Raw genomic sequence first — 14,370 nt, forward strand, 5'->3', positions numbered from 1 at the left:
GCTAACCACAATCTAGCCCACATGCGTCGCTCAGCCAACCGCCTCCGCGCTCATGCGGATGTGATCTTGCCGATCCTCTCAGAAACCTGACGCTGGATGCGCGAGAGCATTCCGCTCATCCCCCGCAGTCGCAGCGGGCTCACCGCCTCGGTCAGCGACAGCCGCAGAGGCAGGTCCGCGGGCACGGAGAGCACCGTCGCCGCGGACTGCCCGTCAAGGCCTTCCGAGAGGATGCCGGCGAACCCGCGGGTCGTCGGCGCCTCGGGCGGGGCGGAGAAGTGGAGGCGCACGGTCGCCTGCTCTCCGCTCTCGGGGTCGTCGACCTCGGTGACGAGGAAGATCGGCGACTGGCATTCGGGCACCGGTTCGAGGAGCTCGGGGTGATCGGCGTACTTCGCCGGCAGCTCGGGCAGCTCACTCGAGAACTCGAGGAGCAGCTGGAGCCGCTCGGCCGGTTCGGTCTCGGCGAAGTCGGTGACGATCTCGGCCAGCGAGTCCGGCAGGTCGGAGGTGATGATGTCCTCGGCCATCAGCGCGCCGGCACGTCGCCCGGTTCGGTGCCCGTGGCGATCGGCACGCGCACCGCGTTGCCCCACTCCGTCCACGATCCGTCGTAGTTGCGGACGTGGTCGTAGCCGAGGAGGTGCTGGAGGACGAACCACGTGTGGCTCGAGCGCTCCCCGATCCGGCAGTACGCGATGACGTCGTCGGAGGTGCCGAGTCCCGCGCCGTCGGTGTAGATGGCGCGCAACTCGTCCGCGGTCCGGAAGGTGCCGTCCTCGTTCGCGGCCTTCGCCCACGGCACCGACTGCGCCCCGGGGATGTGACCGCCGCGCAGGGCGCCCTCCTCGGGGTACGCGGGCATGTGGGTGCGTTCGCCGCTGTACTCCTCGGGGCTGCGGACGTCGATGAGCGGGCGTGTGCCGAGTCCGTCCCTGACCTCGGGCAGGAAGGCCCGCAGCGTCGTATCGTCGCGCTCGACGACCGGGTAGTCGGTGGTCTCCCGCTGCGGCTTCTCGGTCGTCATCTCCCGGCCCTCGGCCTCCCACTTCGCACGGCCGCCGTCCATCAGGCGGACATCGGCGTGGCCGAAGAGCGAGAACACCCACAGTGCGTAGGCGGCCCACCAGTTGGACTTGTCGCCGTAGAAGACGATGGTGTCGTCACGGGAGATCCCCTTGGCGGCCATGAGCGCCGCGAACCCCGCACCGTCGACATAGTCACGGGAGACGGGGTCGTTGAGCTCGGTGTGCCAATCGACCTTGACGGCGCCGGGGATGTGGCCGGTCTCGTAGAGGAGGACGTCCTCGTCGCTTTCGACGATGACGACGCCGGGATCGCTCGCATGCTCGGCCACCCAGTCGGTGCTCACCAGGCGGGATCCGTCGGCGTAGTCGGCGAACTTGGGAGTCTGGTCGATGGGTGCGCTCACGCGTTCCTCCTGTGGGATCGATGTCAGTTCAGCGTGTCCGAGGCCGCTGCCGTCGCCTCGGCGGTCGAGGCAGCGTCCTCTGTGGCGACAACGCCGTGTTCAGCCAGCATATTCCGGTCGGTTGAGGAACGTCCGCAGAGCCGTCACGAACGCCTCGGGCTTCTCCGAATGGACCCAGTGTCCCGACCCCTTGACGGTGACGAGCGTGGTCCGGGGGAAGAAGGAGCGCATGAGCGGCAGCTGTGCACGGTCGATGTAGTCCGATTCCGCGCCGGCGACCCAGAGCACGGGGCGGGGGAACCGGGTCGCACCGGTGGCCGCATCGACGAGGTCGGACTCCTCCGGAAAGCCGCCGATGACCGGGAGGTTCGCCCGCAGCATCGTGAGGTTCGGCTGCCACGCGTAGCCGCCCGAATCCGGTCTGAGGTTCTGCAGGAGGAAGCCGCGCACCGTCGGGTCGGGGATCTTCTCCGCGAGCGCCGCGTCCGCCTCGGTGCGTGAGGCCACGGTGTCGAGGTCGAGCTCGGCGAGGCTCGTCAGCAGGTGGTCGAATGTGCCGACGTCTCCCCCGCCGCTCGGGGCGATGTCGACGACGACGAGGCGGTCGACGAGGTCGGGGTGGCGCAGTGCGAGCACCATCGCCGCCTTGCCCCCGAGGGAATGGCCGACGAGGTGGACGGGGCGATCCTCAGGATCGGTCGCCTCGGTGATGGCGGCGGCCACGGCATCCGCGGTCGCGACGTAGCTGAAGGCGTCCGTCCACGCCGATTCCCCGTGATCGGGGAGGTCGATGAGGAGGCTCGAGAACTCCGGGCTCAGGGCCTTCGCGATCGACGCGAAGTTCTTGCCGCGCCCGAACAGTCCGTGGAGGAAGACGATGAGCTTCCCCGTGTCTCCGATGCGTCTGCTGGCGATCTCACTCACGTCACCAGCCTACCCGTCAGCGGCGCCCTGTCACCGTCTTCGCCAGCGCCGCCAGGGAGGCGTCGAGGAAGGCCGGCGGGAAGACCGGGAAGCCCCCGAAATCATCGCGCACCGCCTGCGTCGTCCCCGACCAGTCGTAGGTCAGAGTCACCTCGGTGCCCCCGTCGACAGGGGCAAGGTCATAACGCCAGCGCCAGCCGCCGACGGCGACGTCGCCCGTGCCGTCGTCCTGGCCGGGATCCCAGCTGATCGCCGTGTCGGGTTCGAAGGCGGTGACGACGTTGTCCATCCGGTAGGCGCCGCCGGCCTGCTCAAGGAACATGTTCATCGAGAAGACCTGTCCGACGCGGGTGATCGGTTCGGCCGAGATCGCCGAGCGCACCCAGTCGCCGGGTTCGGTGTCCTGGTGGCGGCCGGGATCGGCGAGCACGGCGAAGATCTCCGCCGGTGAAGCTGCGATGACGCGGGTGCTCGACATCTTGTCGCCGGGATAGGTCGTCTGGGAGCGTGCTGCGCGCGTGTCGGCCATGGCCTCAGCCTAGGCACGGGGATGGGAATTGGGAAGTCCGCGCCGAGGGCGCTCTCAACTCATGGGTAGGGTGTGGACATGGACTTGCACTTCTCCGAATACGACACGCGCGTCGCCGGCTACGCCGTGATCGTCAACGACAGCGATGAGATCCTGCTCAGCTGGTTCAACGGCGGTGGCGAGCCCAACCGTGCCCTGTGGACGCTGCCGGGCGGAGGCATCGACTACGAGGAGAGCATCGAAGACGGCACCGTGCGGGAGATCCGGGAGGAGACGGGGTTCGACGCCGAACTCCTCCGCCCGCTGACGACGCACAGCTTCACGGAGAAGCACCGCCGCAGCGGGCGCCCCTTCAAGGGTGTGCGGGTCGTCTATCTTGCGCGGATCGTCGGCGGCAGCCTCGGCACCCTCGAGGTCGACGGCACGACCGACAGGGCCGAGTGGATCTCGATTCCGGCACTCGCGCGGATCCGCCACGCCCGCATCATCGACGTCGGACTCGAAGCGTGGCGGGCTGATGAGGCGAAGCGGGCGAGCAGGCGGTGAGGTTCTCGCGCCGCCTGCCGCACGCCGCTACTTGACCGCGGGCTTGAGGAGCTCCGGCATCGTCTGCGCGGCGTAGCGCGCCGAGAGCACGGAGTTGAGCGAGAACGCCTTCCGCACTTCGTCGTCGTCCTGGGTGAGCACGACCGAGCGGCCGTCGGCGACCGCGGGGATCCGCTGGAATGCGGGATCATCGGTGACCTCGGAGTCAGGGATGTAGATGGGGAAGACGAGGAGGAGGTCCGCGTCGAGGTCGTCGAGCTTCTCCTCCGACACCGGCACCGTGAAGCCCTCCGGCTTGAGTCCGTCGATCGTCGACGACTGCGTGAAGCCGAGGTTCTCCATGAACTGCACTCGCTCGGTGCCCTTGATGTAGGCGCCCCAGCCCTCGGAGGTCTTCGCCGCCACGGTCACTGACTTGCCCGCGAACTCGGGGTTGGCGTCCCGGGCGGCCGCGAACTCGGCGTCGAGGTCCTCGAGCTGCTTCTTGCCCTTGTCCTCCTCGCCGAGGGCTTCGGCGACCATCGTCACCTGCTGATCCATCGACGTGAGGTAGTTGTCGCCGCCCTCGGGCGGACCGACGGTCGGGGCGATCTCGCTGAGACGGTCGTAGCGCTCCTGCTCGCCCGAGCTCTTCGTGTCGAGGATGAGGTCGGGTTCGAGCGCGGCGATCGCCTCATAGTCGGGTTCGAGGGTCGCGATGATCTCCGGCGGGGTGTCGTAGAGCTGCTCCGCCCACGGGCCGACGCCGGAGCCGCCGAATTCGACCCAGTCGGAGGCGCCGACGGGCTGGACGCCGAGCGCCAGCGCCGTCTCCGCGTCACCCCAGCCCAAGGCCACGACGCGCTGCGGGTCGGCGGGGACCTCGACGGCACCGAACTTCGTGTCGACGCTGGCCCCGGTCGCGGCCGTCTCCGCATCGTCGGCGCCGCCGCCGGAACAGGCGGTGAGCAGGAGGACGGAGGCGAGGATGGGGGCGAGGATTCTGCGCATGGATCTCTTTCTTCGGAGTTTAGGCAAGCCTAGCTTAATCCATGACAGGGCGTGGGGTGAACGCCACCGGCCACCCGTGCCCGAGCTCAGCGCTCGGGTCTGATCTCGAGTCCGCCGACGTCGACCTTCCCCAGGGGCACGAGTCCGGCAGGGCGACCCTTGACGAGCCGGTAGACGCCCCACACGAGAAGGAAGGCGGGAAGGCCGATGTAGGCGGAGGCGACTTCGAGGACGCGTCCGTCGACGACGGCTTCGATGTTCTGTCCGGCGACGACGACGATGAGCATGATGAGCGCGATGATCGGCCCGATGGGAAAGAGCGGTGCCCGGTAGGGCAGGGCGGCGACGTCATGGCCCTGGCGGACGTAGGCGCGACGGAAGCGGAAGTGGCACCAGGCGATGCCGATCCACACGATGAATCCTGAGAGACCGGAGACGTTGATGAGCCAGGTGTACGCCGCGCCGTCGCCCATCACCTCGGTGAGGAATCCGAAGAGCCCGATGAACGCGGTCGCGAAGAGGGCCATGACGGGTACCCCGCGGGCGTTGAGACGGGCGAACAGCCGTGGGGCGGTGCCGTCCTTCGCCATCGCGTAGAGCATGCGGGTCGAGGCGTAGAGTCCGGAGTTGCCGGCGGAGAGGATCGCGGTGAGGATGACGGCGTTCATCACGCTCGCGGCCACGGCGATGCCCGCGCGCTCGAAGACGAGGGTGAACGGCGACGCGGTGATGTCGTCGTTGTCCGCCGCAGCCAGCAGCGACGGATCCGTGTAGGGCAGAAGGAATCCGATGACGACGATCGCCCCGATGTAGAAGAGCATGATCCGCCAGAATACGGTCCGGATCGCCCGCGGCATGTCGCGACGAGGGTCCCGGGATTCGCCCGCGGTGACCCCGACGAGCTCCGTGCCCTGGAAGGAGAAGCCGGCGATCATGAACACGGAGATGATCGAGACCCACCCGCCGACGAACGGCGCCTCCCCGGTCGTCCAGTTGCTCAGTCCCGGTGAGCTGCCGCCGATGATGCCGGCGATCATGAGCACGCCGAGGACGAGGAACGCGAGCACGGCTGTGACCTTGATCGCGGCGAACCAGAACTCGCCTTCGCCGAAGGCGCGGGCCGAGAGGAAGTTGAGGCCGGTGAGGAGGGCGAGGAAGACGGCCGCCCACACCCATGACGGGACGTCGGGTAGCCAGAACGACATGATGACACCGGCGGCGACGAGTTCGGCGGCCAGGGTGATCGCCCAGTTGAACCAATAGTTCCAGCCCATCGCGAAGCCGAAGGAGGGGCTGACGTACTTCGAGCCGTACGTGTGAAAGGACCCGGCGACGGGCAGATGGGTCGACATCTCGCCGAGGGACTGCATGACGAAGAGGACCATGATCCCGATGACGGCGTACGCGAGCAGCGCCCCGCCGGGGCCGGCCTGGGAGATCGTGCCGCCCGATCCGAGGAAGAGGCCGGTGCCGATGGCGCCGCCGATCGCGATCATCTGCAGGTGACGCGACCGCAGTCCCCGCTTGAGTTCCCGGGAGTTCTCGTTCCGGGTGGTCGTCGCCGAGGTGGTCGGCTGTGGCATCGTGTCCCCTGATCGCGTTCGGTCGGGTCCCGGTTGCGGGCCCCGGCCATTCTTATCACATCACGGTGACGCGAGCGGTGGGCGCGCGAGGGTCGCGGCGATCATCGCATCGGTCACCCTGTCGTCGAGCAGCCCGACGATCGGCGCAAGGGCGGTCCGTACGCTGACGAAACGGAAGACTTCGCTGCGGACTGCGGCGAGCAGCGCCGAATCGCGGAACATCATCCTCGCGAGGTTCCGCGAGTTGTCCTGTGCCCGTTCGACCCGCGGCCTGGCCAGAGCCTCGAATCGGGCGAGGTCCGTCTCGAGCGTCGCGAACCCGGCACCGTCGAGCACGCGGCTGAGTACCCAGGCGGATTCCATCGCCATGGCCGCTCCCACGCCCGCGGTCGGGAGGAACCCTGCGGCCGCATCGCCGAGGAGAACGGTCGATCCCGTCGTCCAGCGGCCGCAGCGCACATCGCGCAGCGGCCAGTAGAACAGTTCATCTGCTGTGTCGAAGGCGGCCAGCGCCGCGTCGAGCCGCGGGGTCGCCGTCCGCAACCGTCGGCGGACCTCGGCGGCGAACCGGCGCGGACCGAGGGGCTGACGCGTGTCAGGGCCGCCGAGGAAGACGCCGAGGCGATCACGGACCGGGTAGGAGCCGAGGAAGAAGCCGTCTCCCCAGACCTCACTGCCCGTGTGCGGAGACCCGTCAGCGGCCGTCCACGTCACCCAGCCGCCCCACGTCGTGTCGAGAGACTCGGCTTCGCCGCGGCCGAGGACGAGGTCCCGAGTCGTCGAATGGAGCCCGTCGGCGATGATGACGAGATCGAATTCCGCTGAATGCCCCGCACCGGCCTCACCGACCAGGTCGACATGGACACGGCGATCGGGAACCGCGCCGCTCGGAGGGGCAGCACCGCCCCGAGAGTCGCGGCTGGTGCGTTCGATCAGTCCGCTCACTTCGGTGCCGAAGGAGACCGGGCATCCGCCGAGCGCGAGCACGTCGATGAGCCGTCCCCGGGAGATGCCGCGATAGTCGCCGAACTCAGAGAGCAGACTGCCGATGTCTCCCGAGGAGATGAGCGCCCCACGATGGGAGTGGAAGTCGAAGGAGTCGATGGCGGTGCTCGCCTGCTCATACGCCTCTCGGTTGCCCAGGGCGGAGAAGACCGGGTCGACGAGGGGCATGAGTGCGAGCATGTAACCGGCTCCGCTCTCGCTGGTGAGCCGAGCGGCGTCTCGGGAGCGTTCGATGAGCACCGGGTGTCGTCCCTGCGCCCGCAGCAGCTGGGCGATCGTCAACCCGGCGATCCCCGCACCGACGACGAGAATGCGCAGGTCGTCACTGGAAGCGGCGCGGAGCTGCACGTCGAAGCTGGTCGCACTGATCATGATGCCCGCTCTCTCGTGGGGTCCTGTGGTTCGGTGATGCCCTGATCTCGGTCCGTCGATGACGTCGTGGACCGCCTGGTCCACTGACGATAGCATTCTGTGGACTACCTAGTCCATACAGTGGGGCCGGCTTGCTACGATCGGCTCATGTCCGACACTGCCCTCGCGCGCATGGCCCCCGGCAAGCGCGATGCTCTCATCGCCGCAGCCGCCCACGAGTTCGCCTCGCATGCGGCGAGTCAGGCGTCGCTCAACCGGATCATCGCTGCGTGCGGGATGAGCAAGAGTTCGTTCTACCACGCCTTCGACTCGAAGGACGAGCTGCTCGGCCTCGTCGTCTCCACCCTCGTCGACCGGGCCCGCGACGATTGGAGCCCGCCTTCGCCGAAGGATTTCGCCCCCGATTTCTGGGCGACCGCCTCGGCGACATGGGATGAGGCGATGCGAGTCTGGCCGTCCAGCGAGGCACTCGATCTGCTGTGGCGCATCGTCTGGACCGATCCCCAGCACCCAGCGCTCCGCGATTTCCACCGCGCGATCGATCACTGGCTTGACGAGGTCCTCATCGTCGGACGCCGCACCGGTGCCGTCGACGCAGCGGTCTCGCCCCGGCTGCAGACCATGGCGGTCACGACGCTGCTTCGGGCCTTCGACGAGTGGACGCTGCGCACAACCGTCCCCGCGCCCCGGGATGGCACCGGGGCGCTATCGGACGACGATCCGGCCGAGGCGGCACAGACGGCGGACTCGACCTTCTCGGCGCAGGCGGGAGCGGGTCCGGACGAGACGCGGGCGGGGGCGATCGCTCGGCTCGGCGCTGAGCAGTTCCACCTTCTCAGGCGTCTCATCGCGGCAGCAGACGACTGAGGATGGCAGACGATTGACCGCGGATCACCCACGGTGCGACGGCTGGCCGGCGCAGCCCATGTGCGCAGTCGACGGCATCCTCGTCGAATCAGCGGATCTGGGTCAGCGCTTCGGGATCCGAGCCCGAGCGGAGATCAGAGTGGCCTCACGTGCGGTCGAGGAAGCGCAGGACCGCTGCGACCCGGCGGCTCGTCGTCTCTCCTGCCTGGAGGTCGAGTTTGTCGAAGATCGCGCTGATCGCCTTCTCCACCGAGCTGATCGAGACGTAGAGGCGCTCTGAGATGCCGCGGTTCGACAGGCCCTCGGCCATCGCCTCGAGGACGTCGTGCTCCCGGGGGCTGAGCGCCTCGAGCGTCGACTGCCGCTCCGAGGTGCGCAGGAGCTGCCGGACGACCTCGGGGTCGATGACGGTGCCGCCGGCGGCGATGCGCATGACCGAGTCGAGGAACCTGTCGATGTCGGTGACCCGGTTCTTCAGCAGGTAGCCGACACCGACCGATTCGGAGCTGAGCAGCTCGGTCGCGTACTCGTGGAGGACGTACTGGCTGAGCACGAGCACCCCGATGTCCGGGTGGGTGCGCTTGATCGTCAGCGCCGCCTCGAGGCCCTCCGTCGTATGCGTCGGCGGCATCCGCACGTCGACGATCGCCAGCTGCGGGGACAGGGCGTCGACGGCGGCGAGCAGCTGGGTTCCGTCATCGACGGAGGCGACGACGGAGATCCCCTCGTCCTCGAGGAGACTGCGCACACCCTCCCGCAGGAGGACGGCGTCGTCGGCGAGGACGACGCGCAGCGCGTCAGGGGTCGCCGGCGTCGGCGCATTCGTGCGGGTGGGCTCAGTCATAGGGGATCTCCGCTCTCACTGTCGTGCCCTGACCCTCGGGGCTGATGATCTCGAGTCGGCCGTCGAGTGCGCTGACCCGCCGGGAGAGGCCCTGGAGCCCGCCCCCGCGCAGGTCGGCGCCTCCCCGGCCGTCGTCGACCACCTCGGCGACCAGCGCGGACCCGCCGTCGTGGACGCGGATGGTGATCGCCGAGGCGTCGGCGTGCTTGACGACGTTCGTCACGGCTTCGCGGACGACGAAGTACGCGGCCGATTCGACGGCCTGCGGGATGCGCCTGCCCGGCTGCTCGAGGATGGACACCGGCACCGGGCAGTGGTTGGCGATGCGCGTGAGCACCGACGCCAGCCCGTGCTCGTCGAGGGCCGTCGGATAGACCCGCCATGCCACCTCGCGCATCTCGTCGATGAGGTCCTGGGACTGGACGAGCGCACTGTCGAGGAGGGCGGCCGCCTTCTCCGGGTCCTGTGCCCGGCGGGCCCGGGCGATGAGGACGGACAGGGACACGACGTTCTGCTGCACCCCGTCGTGGAGGTCGCGTTCGATGCGGCGGCGTTCGTCGTCGATGGCGACGACGACCCCGCGGCGGGTGGTGATGAGCTCCGTGATGCGGCTGTGGACGGCGGTCGGTCGGCTCACCTGCCCGGCGGAGGCGTCGATGCGCCCGTGCAGCCAGTTGCCGAGTTCGGCGAGGAGGACCGCGCCGATGAGGTTCGCCGCCCCGTAGAGGACTCCGACGAGCAGCAGCGGCTGGCTCATCGTCCACAGTGAGAAGCTGATCGTCACCCCGCCGCCGGCGAACAGGCCCTGGATGAGCGCGCCGAGGGTGACGAAGACGAAGCCGGTGAGGAGATTGACCACGGGCACGGCGATGAGGAGGGCGACGAGGCCGGTCAGGGCGAAGAATCCGCGCCCCGGCCGGGCGTCGGCGAGCACGATGCCCAAGGTCCGCTCCTGCCGGTTCCGCTCCCAGGCCAGGACGCGGCGGGAGAGCGCCGAGGCGGGCGGGAAGCATGCGGCGAGCAGCAGCGGCAGGCACAGCAGGCCGCCCCACAGCACCCCGAGCACGGAGAGCGACCACCGCTTCAGGAACATGCGGGGTTCGCGCGGGATCGTCGCGGGCCACGGCATGGCTCGATCGTAGCAACGCAGGTCAGGGCGTCTGGAGGGGTCAGACCTCACTTCTCGTTCCGGTTTTCCGCATCGTCGGCTCGGGTGAGCCCGCCCGCGGTCTGCGCTCCGCCTCGTACCGGCGGCCACGGCTGCGTCACTAGGGTCGATGACCATGGACTTCGCTCTCGACCTCATCCACCAGACGCTGACCTCCCCGTGGCTCTATCTCCTCATCGCCGTCGTCGCCGCCCTCGACTCCCTCGTTCCGATCGTGCCCTCGGAGACCGTCGTCATCACCGCCGCCGCGTACGCCGTGACCGGCAGTCCGGCTGCGGTGGGCATCATCGCGGCGGCGACCGTCGGTGCGCTCCTCGGCGATCTCGCCGCCCACCTCGTCGGCCGCGGTGGCAGCCGCGCCACCGACCGGTGGGTCCGGTCGGCCCGGCTGCGCAGACTGCTTGCCTCGACGGCGGAGATGTTCGCCGTTCGGGGCGGTGCGATGCTCGTCGCGGGGCGGTTCATCCCCGGCGGGCGGACGGCGACGACGATCGCCTCGGGGATGCTTCGCTATCCCCTGCCCCGGTTCCTCGCCGCAGACGTCCTCGGGGCGCTGGCGTGGGCGGCCTACTCGACGGGCATCGGGCTCCTCGGTGGGGCCGTCTTCGCTGATCAGCCGCTGTGGGGTGTCGTCCTCGGCGTCGGCATCGCGCTCACCCTCACCACCCTCGCCGAGGCGGTCCGCCGTCTCCGTGTGAAGCGGAGGACCGCTGTTGCCGAGCCCGCATCCGGAGGTTCCGAATCTGACGGAGACGAGGCCGGCACCGCTGTCCTCGAGCCCGCGGTGCCCGAGCCCACGGCAGCTGCGGTCGGGCCACGGGAGTGTGTCCCGACCGCAGAGCGCGGCCGCCTCACGCGCTCCGGTCGAACTCGCCTGCTCGCAGCTGCACGAGAGTGAGGTCGAGCAGCGGGGTGGGCACGCCGAGGTCGCGCGCCGTGCTCTGGAGGTGGCCGAGGATGTGCTCGGTCTCGTTCGGCAGCCCGGCCGTGACGTCGCGGTAGAGCGAGGAGGTGAAAGCGGAGCCCTCGGCGGTGAGCATCGAGAGGGTGGCGGCGCGCGCCCGCGCCGAGACCGGGTGGCCGGCGGCCATGGCGACGGCTTCGAGTTCGTCGATGATCCCCACGACGTGGGGTTCGCCGCCCGCGGCCATGATCGCGCCCACCGGTGCCCGGAAGAGGCACGTGACGACTCCGGCCGCGGCGATGAACACCCATTTCTCCCACAGGGCGTCGTCGATGCCGTCGATGACCTGGAGCCGGAAGCCCGGGACGTCGAGCGCGTCGATGACCGCGGGTGGGACCTCTCCCCCGCCGAGGCGGCCGATCGTCATCGTCGCGAGATCCGTCATCTGGACGATGTCGGCTCCGCGCATCGTGCCGACGATCTTGACGAGTCCGCCGAGCACCTGTCCGGGGAACTCCGCCTCGAGGCGGCCGATCTGCGCCATCCCGTTGAGGAACGGGATGATGAGGGTCTGGGGTCCGACGGCCGGGCGAAGGTCGGCGATGATCGATTCGAGGGCACCGGCCTTGACGGCGACGAGGACGAGGTCGACCGGGGTGGGGTCGGCTGCGAGCTCCTCCGCCGTCGTCACGGTCACCGGGTTCGTCCGGTCCTCGTCGGGGGCGATGAATCGCAGTCCGGTCTCTCTCAGAGCCTCGGCACGGGCGGGCCTGACGAGGAAGGCGACGTCGCGCCCGGCTTCGACGAGGCGGGTGCCGAAGGCGCCGCCGGTCGCCCCGGCTCCGGCGATGAGGATTGTCACAGGGTGCCGTCCTTCGTGGTCGAGTCAGTGGTCGTGTCGGTGGTCGTGTCGGTGGTCGTGTCGGGGTCAGCGGAAGTCAGCTGCGCGCGCAGCCGAGCGGCCGCCTCGGCGGGGTCAGGCGCCTCGGTGATCGCGCGGACGACGACGATGCGCGTCGCCCCGGTCTCCTGCACCGCCCGGAGACGGTCACCGGCGGAGATCCCGCCGATCGCGAACCACGGCTTCTCCGTCCTCCCGCTCACCGCCGCCAGCGGATCGAGTCCGGCGGCCGGGCGGCCCGGCTTCGTCGGGGTCTCCCACACGGGGCCGACGCAGAAGTAGTCGATCTCCGGGTCGGCGGCTGCGGCGAGCGCCTGCTCGACCGAGTGCGTGGACCGGCCGAGGATGACGTCGTCGCCGAGCACCGTACGGGCCTGCGCGCTCGTCAGGTCGCCCTGCCCGACATGGAAGACGTCGGCGCCGACGAGGAGGGCGACATCGGCACGGTCGTTGACGGAGAAGAGCTTCCCATGCCGGCGCGCGGCATCGCGGAGGATCTCGAGGGCGGCGATCTCCTCCCGCGCTTCGAGACCCTTGTCGCGGAGCTGGATGATGTCGACGCCCCCGGCGTAGGCGGCGTCGAGGAACTCACCGAGGTCGCCTTGTTGCGTGCGGGCGTCGGTGCAGAGGTAGAGCCGGGCGGAGGCGAGCGCACGGGTCCGCGCGGCATCCGACCCGGAGGCGTCGCGGTCGACCGGGTGGCCCGCGTGCTCAGCAGGGGCGGTGACGGGGTCTTGCACTGCGGGAGACGTTGGCATCGTGGGAACCATGCTCCTAGAGTAGAGGAGTTCGCGGGAGCCTCGCTGGGAGGCTGAGAGGGCTTCGTGCCGACCGCCTCACCTGATGCGGGTCATGCCGCCGGAGGGAGAATCGCATGGACGTCATCGTCGTCGGCGCCGGGATCATCGGCCTGGCCACGGCGTGGGAGCTGCACCGGCGCGGGGCGGCCGTCACCGTCATCGATCCGCACCCGGGCACGGGTGCCACGTCGGCCGCGGCCGGGATGATCGCCCCTGCCGCCGAGATCGCGTGGGGCCAGACTCCGCTGTTTCCGCTCATGCGCGTCTCCGCCGACCTCTACCCCGACTTCACTGCGGCACTGACCCGGGATTCGGGGGCCAACCTCGGGGAGACGACGACCGCCACGCTCGTCTGCGCCGGGGACCGCGCGGATCTCACGGCCCTGCGCGAACTCAGCGCCCTTCAGTCCGCGGCCGGTTCCGACCTCGACCTGGTCACCGGATCCCGGGCCCGCGACCTCGAACCCGCCCTGGCTCCCGGTGTGTGCGGGGCCGTCCTCATTCCCGGCGATCATGCGATCGATCCCCGGCGGGTGACGCGCGCGCTGCTCACCGTCCTCGGTGACCGCGTCATCGAGGATCGGGTGACAGGGCTGGTCGGCGAGGAGGGGTCACCGGCCGGCGAAGCCCCGGCTCGGACGACCGGAGTCGTGCTCGCCTCGGGGCGCCGAGCCCGCGCCGATCAGGTCGTGCTCGCCGCAGGCATGGCGCACAATGCGATCGCCGGGGCTCCGCCGCTGCCGCTGCGGGCCGTCCACGGCGATGTCATCCGGCTCCGCTCGGACCCCGACGCGCCGCCGCTGCTCACCCGCACGATCCGGGGACTCGTCGCCGGTCGGCCCGTCTACGTCGTGCCGCGGCCCGATGGGGAGCTCGTCCTCGGGGCGACGTCCCGGGAGGACGGTCAGACCGGCATCCTCGCCGAGGGCGTCCACCGTCTCCTCCACGACGCCGAACGGCTCGTGCCCGGACTCCTGGGGTGTGAGATCACGGAGATCACCGCGCGAGCCCGGCCCGGTTCGCCCGACGACCTCCCACTGCTCGGCCGCAGCGACCCCGGTCTCGTCGTCTCCACCGGGTACTTCCGCCACGGGGTGCTCCTCGCACCGTTCGGCGCCCGCCTCGGCGCGGATCTCGTCCTCGGCGCCGACTCCGCGTGGCTGCCCGTCGGTGCGCGCGAGGCCGTGGCACCGGGACGGTTCGAGGCCGACCCGCCACCATCACCGCAGCCACCTGCTGCGCCACTGCTGACAGCAAGGAAGGGATCATGACCATCACTCTCAACGGCGACCGCCGGGACATCACCGCGGGCACGACCGCCCGCACCCTCGTCGAGGACATCACCGGACGGCAGCTGAGCGAGGACGGCACCCCGGTCGACGGCGGCCGCCTCGGGGTGGCCCTCGCCGTCGACGGCGAAGTCGTGCGCCGCGGCCTGTGGGCCGGCTTCACCATCACCGACGGCCACACCGTCGACATCGTCACCGCAGTCCAGGGAGGCTGAT

Annotated in this window: 16 protein-coding genes and 1 riboswitch; of the genes, 5 read left to right on the forward strand and 11 right to left on the reverse strand. The window is 69.9% G+C overall.

The genetic code is table 11. The features are described 5' to 3' along the window. Positions 1-50: 50 nt before the first annotated feature. From FFS20_RS04095 to FFS20_RS04110, 4 genes are all read right to left on the reverse strand, one after another. Positions 51-530, reverse strand: a complete 480-nt coding sequence (locus FFS20_RS04095; RefSeq protein ID WP_137824652.1) for a SufE family protein — start codon at positions 528-530, stop codon at positions 51-53. Continuing rightward, complete coding sequence (locus tag FFS20_RS04100; RefSeq protein ID WP_137824653.1) at positions 530-1,432, reverse strand: sulfurtransferase; 903 nt, start codon at positions 1,430-1,432, stop codon at positions 530-532. Before FFS20_RS04100 ends, FFS20_RS04095 begins: the two co-directional genes overlap by 1 nt. A 99-nt stretch (positions 1,433-1,531) precedes the next feature. Beyond that, positions 1,532-2,356, reverse strand: a complete 825-nt coding sequence (locus tag FFS20_RS04105; protein ID WP_137824654.1) for an alpha/beta fold hydrolase — start codon at positions 2,354-2,356, stop codon at positions 1,532-1,534. Between the two features lie 16 nt (positions 2,357-2,372). Continuing rightward, positions 2,373-2,885 carry an SRPBCC family protein gene (locus FFS20_RS04110; RefSeq protein ID WP_137824655.1) on the reverse strand — a complete coding sequence of 171 codons (513 nt, stop codon included), beginning with the start codon at positions 2,883-2,885 and terminating at the stop codon, positions 2,373-2,375. 78 nt (positions 2,886-2,963) lie between these two features. On the opposite strand from FFS20_RS04110, the gene FFS20_RS04115 reads away from it, so the two are divergent. Beyond that, positions 2,964-3,431, forward strand: a complete 468-nt coding sequence (locus FFS20_RS04115; protein WP_137824656.1) for an NUDIX domain-containing protein — start codon at positions 2,964-2,966, stop codon at positions 3,429-3,431. Between the two features lie 27 nt (positions 3,432-3,458). Here the strand turns inward: FFS20_RS04115 and FFS20_RS04120 are convergent, their stop codons facing one another. The 3 genes from FFS20_RS04120 to FFS20_RS04130 all read right to left on the reverse strand — a co-directional run bounded on the left by FFS20_RS04120 (position 3,459) and on the right by FFS20_RS04130 (position 7,381). Then, positions 3,459-4,421 (reverse strand): iron-siderophore ABC transporter substrate-binding protein, encoded by a 963-nt coding sequence (locus tag FFS20_RS04120; RefSeq protein ID WP_137824657.1) that lies wholly within the window; start codon positions 4,419-4,421, stop codon positions 3,459-3,461. An 86-nt stretch (positions 4,422-4,507) separates the two neighbouring features. Beyond that, positions 4,508-6,004: an amino acid permease gene (locus FFS20_RS04125; RefSeq protein ID WP_137824658.1), complete on the reverse strand. Its 1,497-nt coding sequence runs from the start codon at positions 6,002-6,004 to the stop codon at positions 4,508-4,510. A gap of 60 nt (positions 6,005-6,064) precedes the next feature. After that, entirely contained in the window at positions 6,065-7,381 is a 1,317-nt protein-coding gene (locus FFS20_RS04130; protein ID WP_171006975.1) for an NAD(P)/FAD-dependent oxidoreductase, read from the reverse strand. Positions 7,382-7,528: 147 nt separating this feature from the next. Here FFS20_RS04130 and FFS20_RS04135 point away from each other — a divergent pair, with 147 nt between their 5' ends. Beyond that, positions 7,529-8,248 (forward strand): TetR/AcrR family transcriptional regulator, encoded by a 720-nt coding sequence (locus tag FFS20_RS04135; RefSeq protein WP_137824660.1) that lies wholly within the window; start codon positions 7,529-7,531, stop codon positions 8,246-8,248. A 145-nt stretch (positions 8,249-8,393) separates the two neighbouring features. Here the strand turns inward: FFS20_RS04135 and FFS20_RS04140 are convergent, their stop codons facing one another. Together FFS20_RS04140 and FFS20_RS04145 are read right to left on the reverse strand one after the other, a co-directional pair. Next, the gene (locus FFS20_RS04140; RefSeq protein ID WP_137824661.1) at positions 8,394-9,092 is read right to left on the reverse strand and encodes a response regulator transcription factor; all 699 of its coding nucleotides are present in this window, start codon (positions 9,090-9,092) and stop codon (positions 8,394-8,396) included. Continuing rightward, on the reverse strand, positions 9,085-10,221 hold the full coding sequence (locus tag FFS20_RS04145) for a histidine kinase (protein ID WP_171006976.1): 1,137 nt from the start codon (positions 10,219-10,221) through the stop codon (positions 9,085-9,087). The genes FFS20_RS04140 and FFS20_RS04145 overlap by 8 nt, the downstream gene beginning before the upstream one ends. A gap of 148 nt (positions 10,222-10,369) precedes the next feature. On the opposite strand from FFS20_RS04145, the gene FFS20_RS04150 reads away from it, so the two are divergent. Beyond that, a complete protein-coding gene (locus tag FFS20_RS04150; RefSeq protein ID WP_249356653.1) occupies positions 10,370-11,158 on the forward strand; it encodes a DedA family protein in 789 nt (262 codons plus the stop codon). On the opposite strand, the gene FFS20_RS04155 is transcribed toward FFS20_RS04150, so the two are convergent. Both FFS20_RS04155 and thiE read right to left on the reverse strand, forming a co-directional pair. Then, a complete protein-coding gene (locus FFS20_RS04155; protein WP_137824664.1) occupies positions 11,112-12,026 on the reverse strand; it encodes a 2-dehydropantoate 2-reductase in 915 nt (304 codons plus the stop codon). The two genes, FFS20_RS04150 and FFS20_RS04155, sit on opposite strands and share 47 nt — an antisense overlap. Beyond that, positions 12,023-12,823 (reverse strand): thiamine phosphate synthase, encoded by an 801-nt coding sequence (gene thiE / locus FFS20_RS04160; protein WP_137824665.1) that lies wholly within the window; start codon positions 12,821-12,823, stop codon positions 12,023-12,025. The genes FFS20_RS04155 and thiE overlap by 4 nt, the downstream gene beginning before the upstream one ends. A gap of 23 nt (positions 12,824-12,846) precedes the next feature. Continuing rightward, a riboswitch (TPP riboswitch) is annotated at positions 12,847-12,949 on the forward strand. Between thiE and thiO the strand changes: the two genes are divergently transcribed. Further along, on the forward strand, positions 12,940-14,136 hold the full coding sequence (gene thiO, locus FFS20_RS04165; protein ID WP_137824666.1) for a glycine oxidase ThiO: 1,197 nt from the start codon (positions 12,940-12,942) through the stop codon (positions 14,134-14,136). (Overlaps the previous riboswitch by 10 nt.) Then, positions 14,133-14,369 carry a sulfur carrier protein ThiS gene (gene thiS / locus FFS20_RS04170; RefSeq protein WP_137824667.1) on the forward strand — a complete coding sequence of 79 codons (237 nt, stop codon included), beginning with the start codon at positions 14,133-14,135 and terminating at the stop codon, positions 14,367-14,369. The genes thiO and thiS overlap by 4 nt, the downstream gene beginning before the upstream one ends. Position 14,370 lies beyond the last annotated feature (1 nt).

The organism is Brevibacterium sp. 2SA (assembly GCF_005502845.1).
GTDB lineage: Bacteria > Actinomycetota > Actinomycetes > Actinomycetales > Brevibacteriaceae > Brevibacterium.

Coding starts and splice junctions, on each gene's coding strand:
- FFS20_RS04125 (WP_137824658.1), bottom strand. CDS start 6,004: ATGCCACAGCCGACCACCTCGGCGACGACCACCCGGAACGAGAACTCC.
- FFS20_RS04135 (WP_137824660.1), top strand. CDS start 7,529: ATGTCCGACACTGCCCTCGCGCGCATGGCCCCCGGCAAGCGCGATGCT.
- FFS20_RS04095 (WP_137824652.1), bottom strand. CDS start 530: ATGGCCGAGGACATCATCACCTCCGACCTGCCGGACTCGCTGGCCGAG.
- thiS (WP_137824667.1), top strand. CDS start 14,133: ATGACCATCACTCTCAACGGCGACCGCCGGGACATCACCGCGGGCACG.
- FFS20_RS04120 (WP_137824657.1), bottom strand. CDS start 4,421: ATGCGCAGAATCCTCGCCCCCATCCTCGCCTCCGTCCTCCTGCTCACC.
- thiO (WP_137824666.1), top strand. CDS start 12,940: ATGGACGTCATCGTCGTCGGCGCCGGGATCATCGGCCTGGCCACGGCG.
- FFS20_RS04110 (WP_137824655.1), bottom strand. CDS start 2,885: ATGGCCGACACGCGCGCAGCACGCTCCCAGACGACCTATCCCGGCGAC.
- thiE (WP_137824665.1), bottom strand. CDS start 12,823: ATGCCAACGTCTCCCGCAGTGCAAGACCCCGTCACCGCCCCTGCTGAG.
- FFS20_RS04130 (WP_171006975.1), bottom strand. CDS start 7,381: ATGATCAGTGCGACCAGCTTCGACGTGCAGCTCCGCGCCGCTTCCAGT.
- FFS20_RS04140 (WP_137824661.1), bottom strand. CDS start 9,092: ATGACTGAGCCCACCCGCACGAATGCGCCGACGCCGGCGACCCCTGAC.
- FFS20_RS04145 (WP_171006976.1), bottom strand. CDS start 10,221: ATGCCGTGGCCCGCGACGATCCCGCGCGAACCCCGCATGTTCCTGAAG.
- FFS20_RS04115 (WP_137824656.1), top strand. CDS start 2,964: ATGGACTTGCACTTCTCCGAATACGACACGCGCGTCGCCGGCTACGCC.
- FFS20_RS04150 (WP_249356653.1), top strand. CDS start 10,370: ATGACCATGGACTTCGCTCTCGACCTCATCCACCAGACGCTGACCTCC.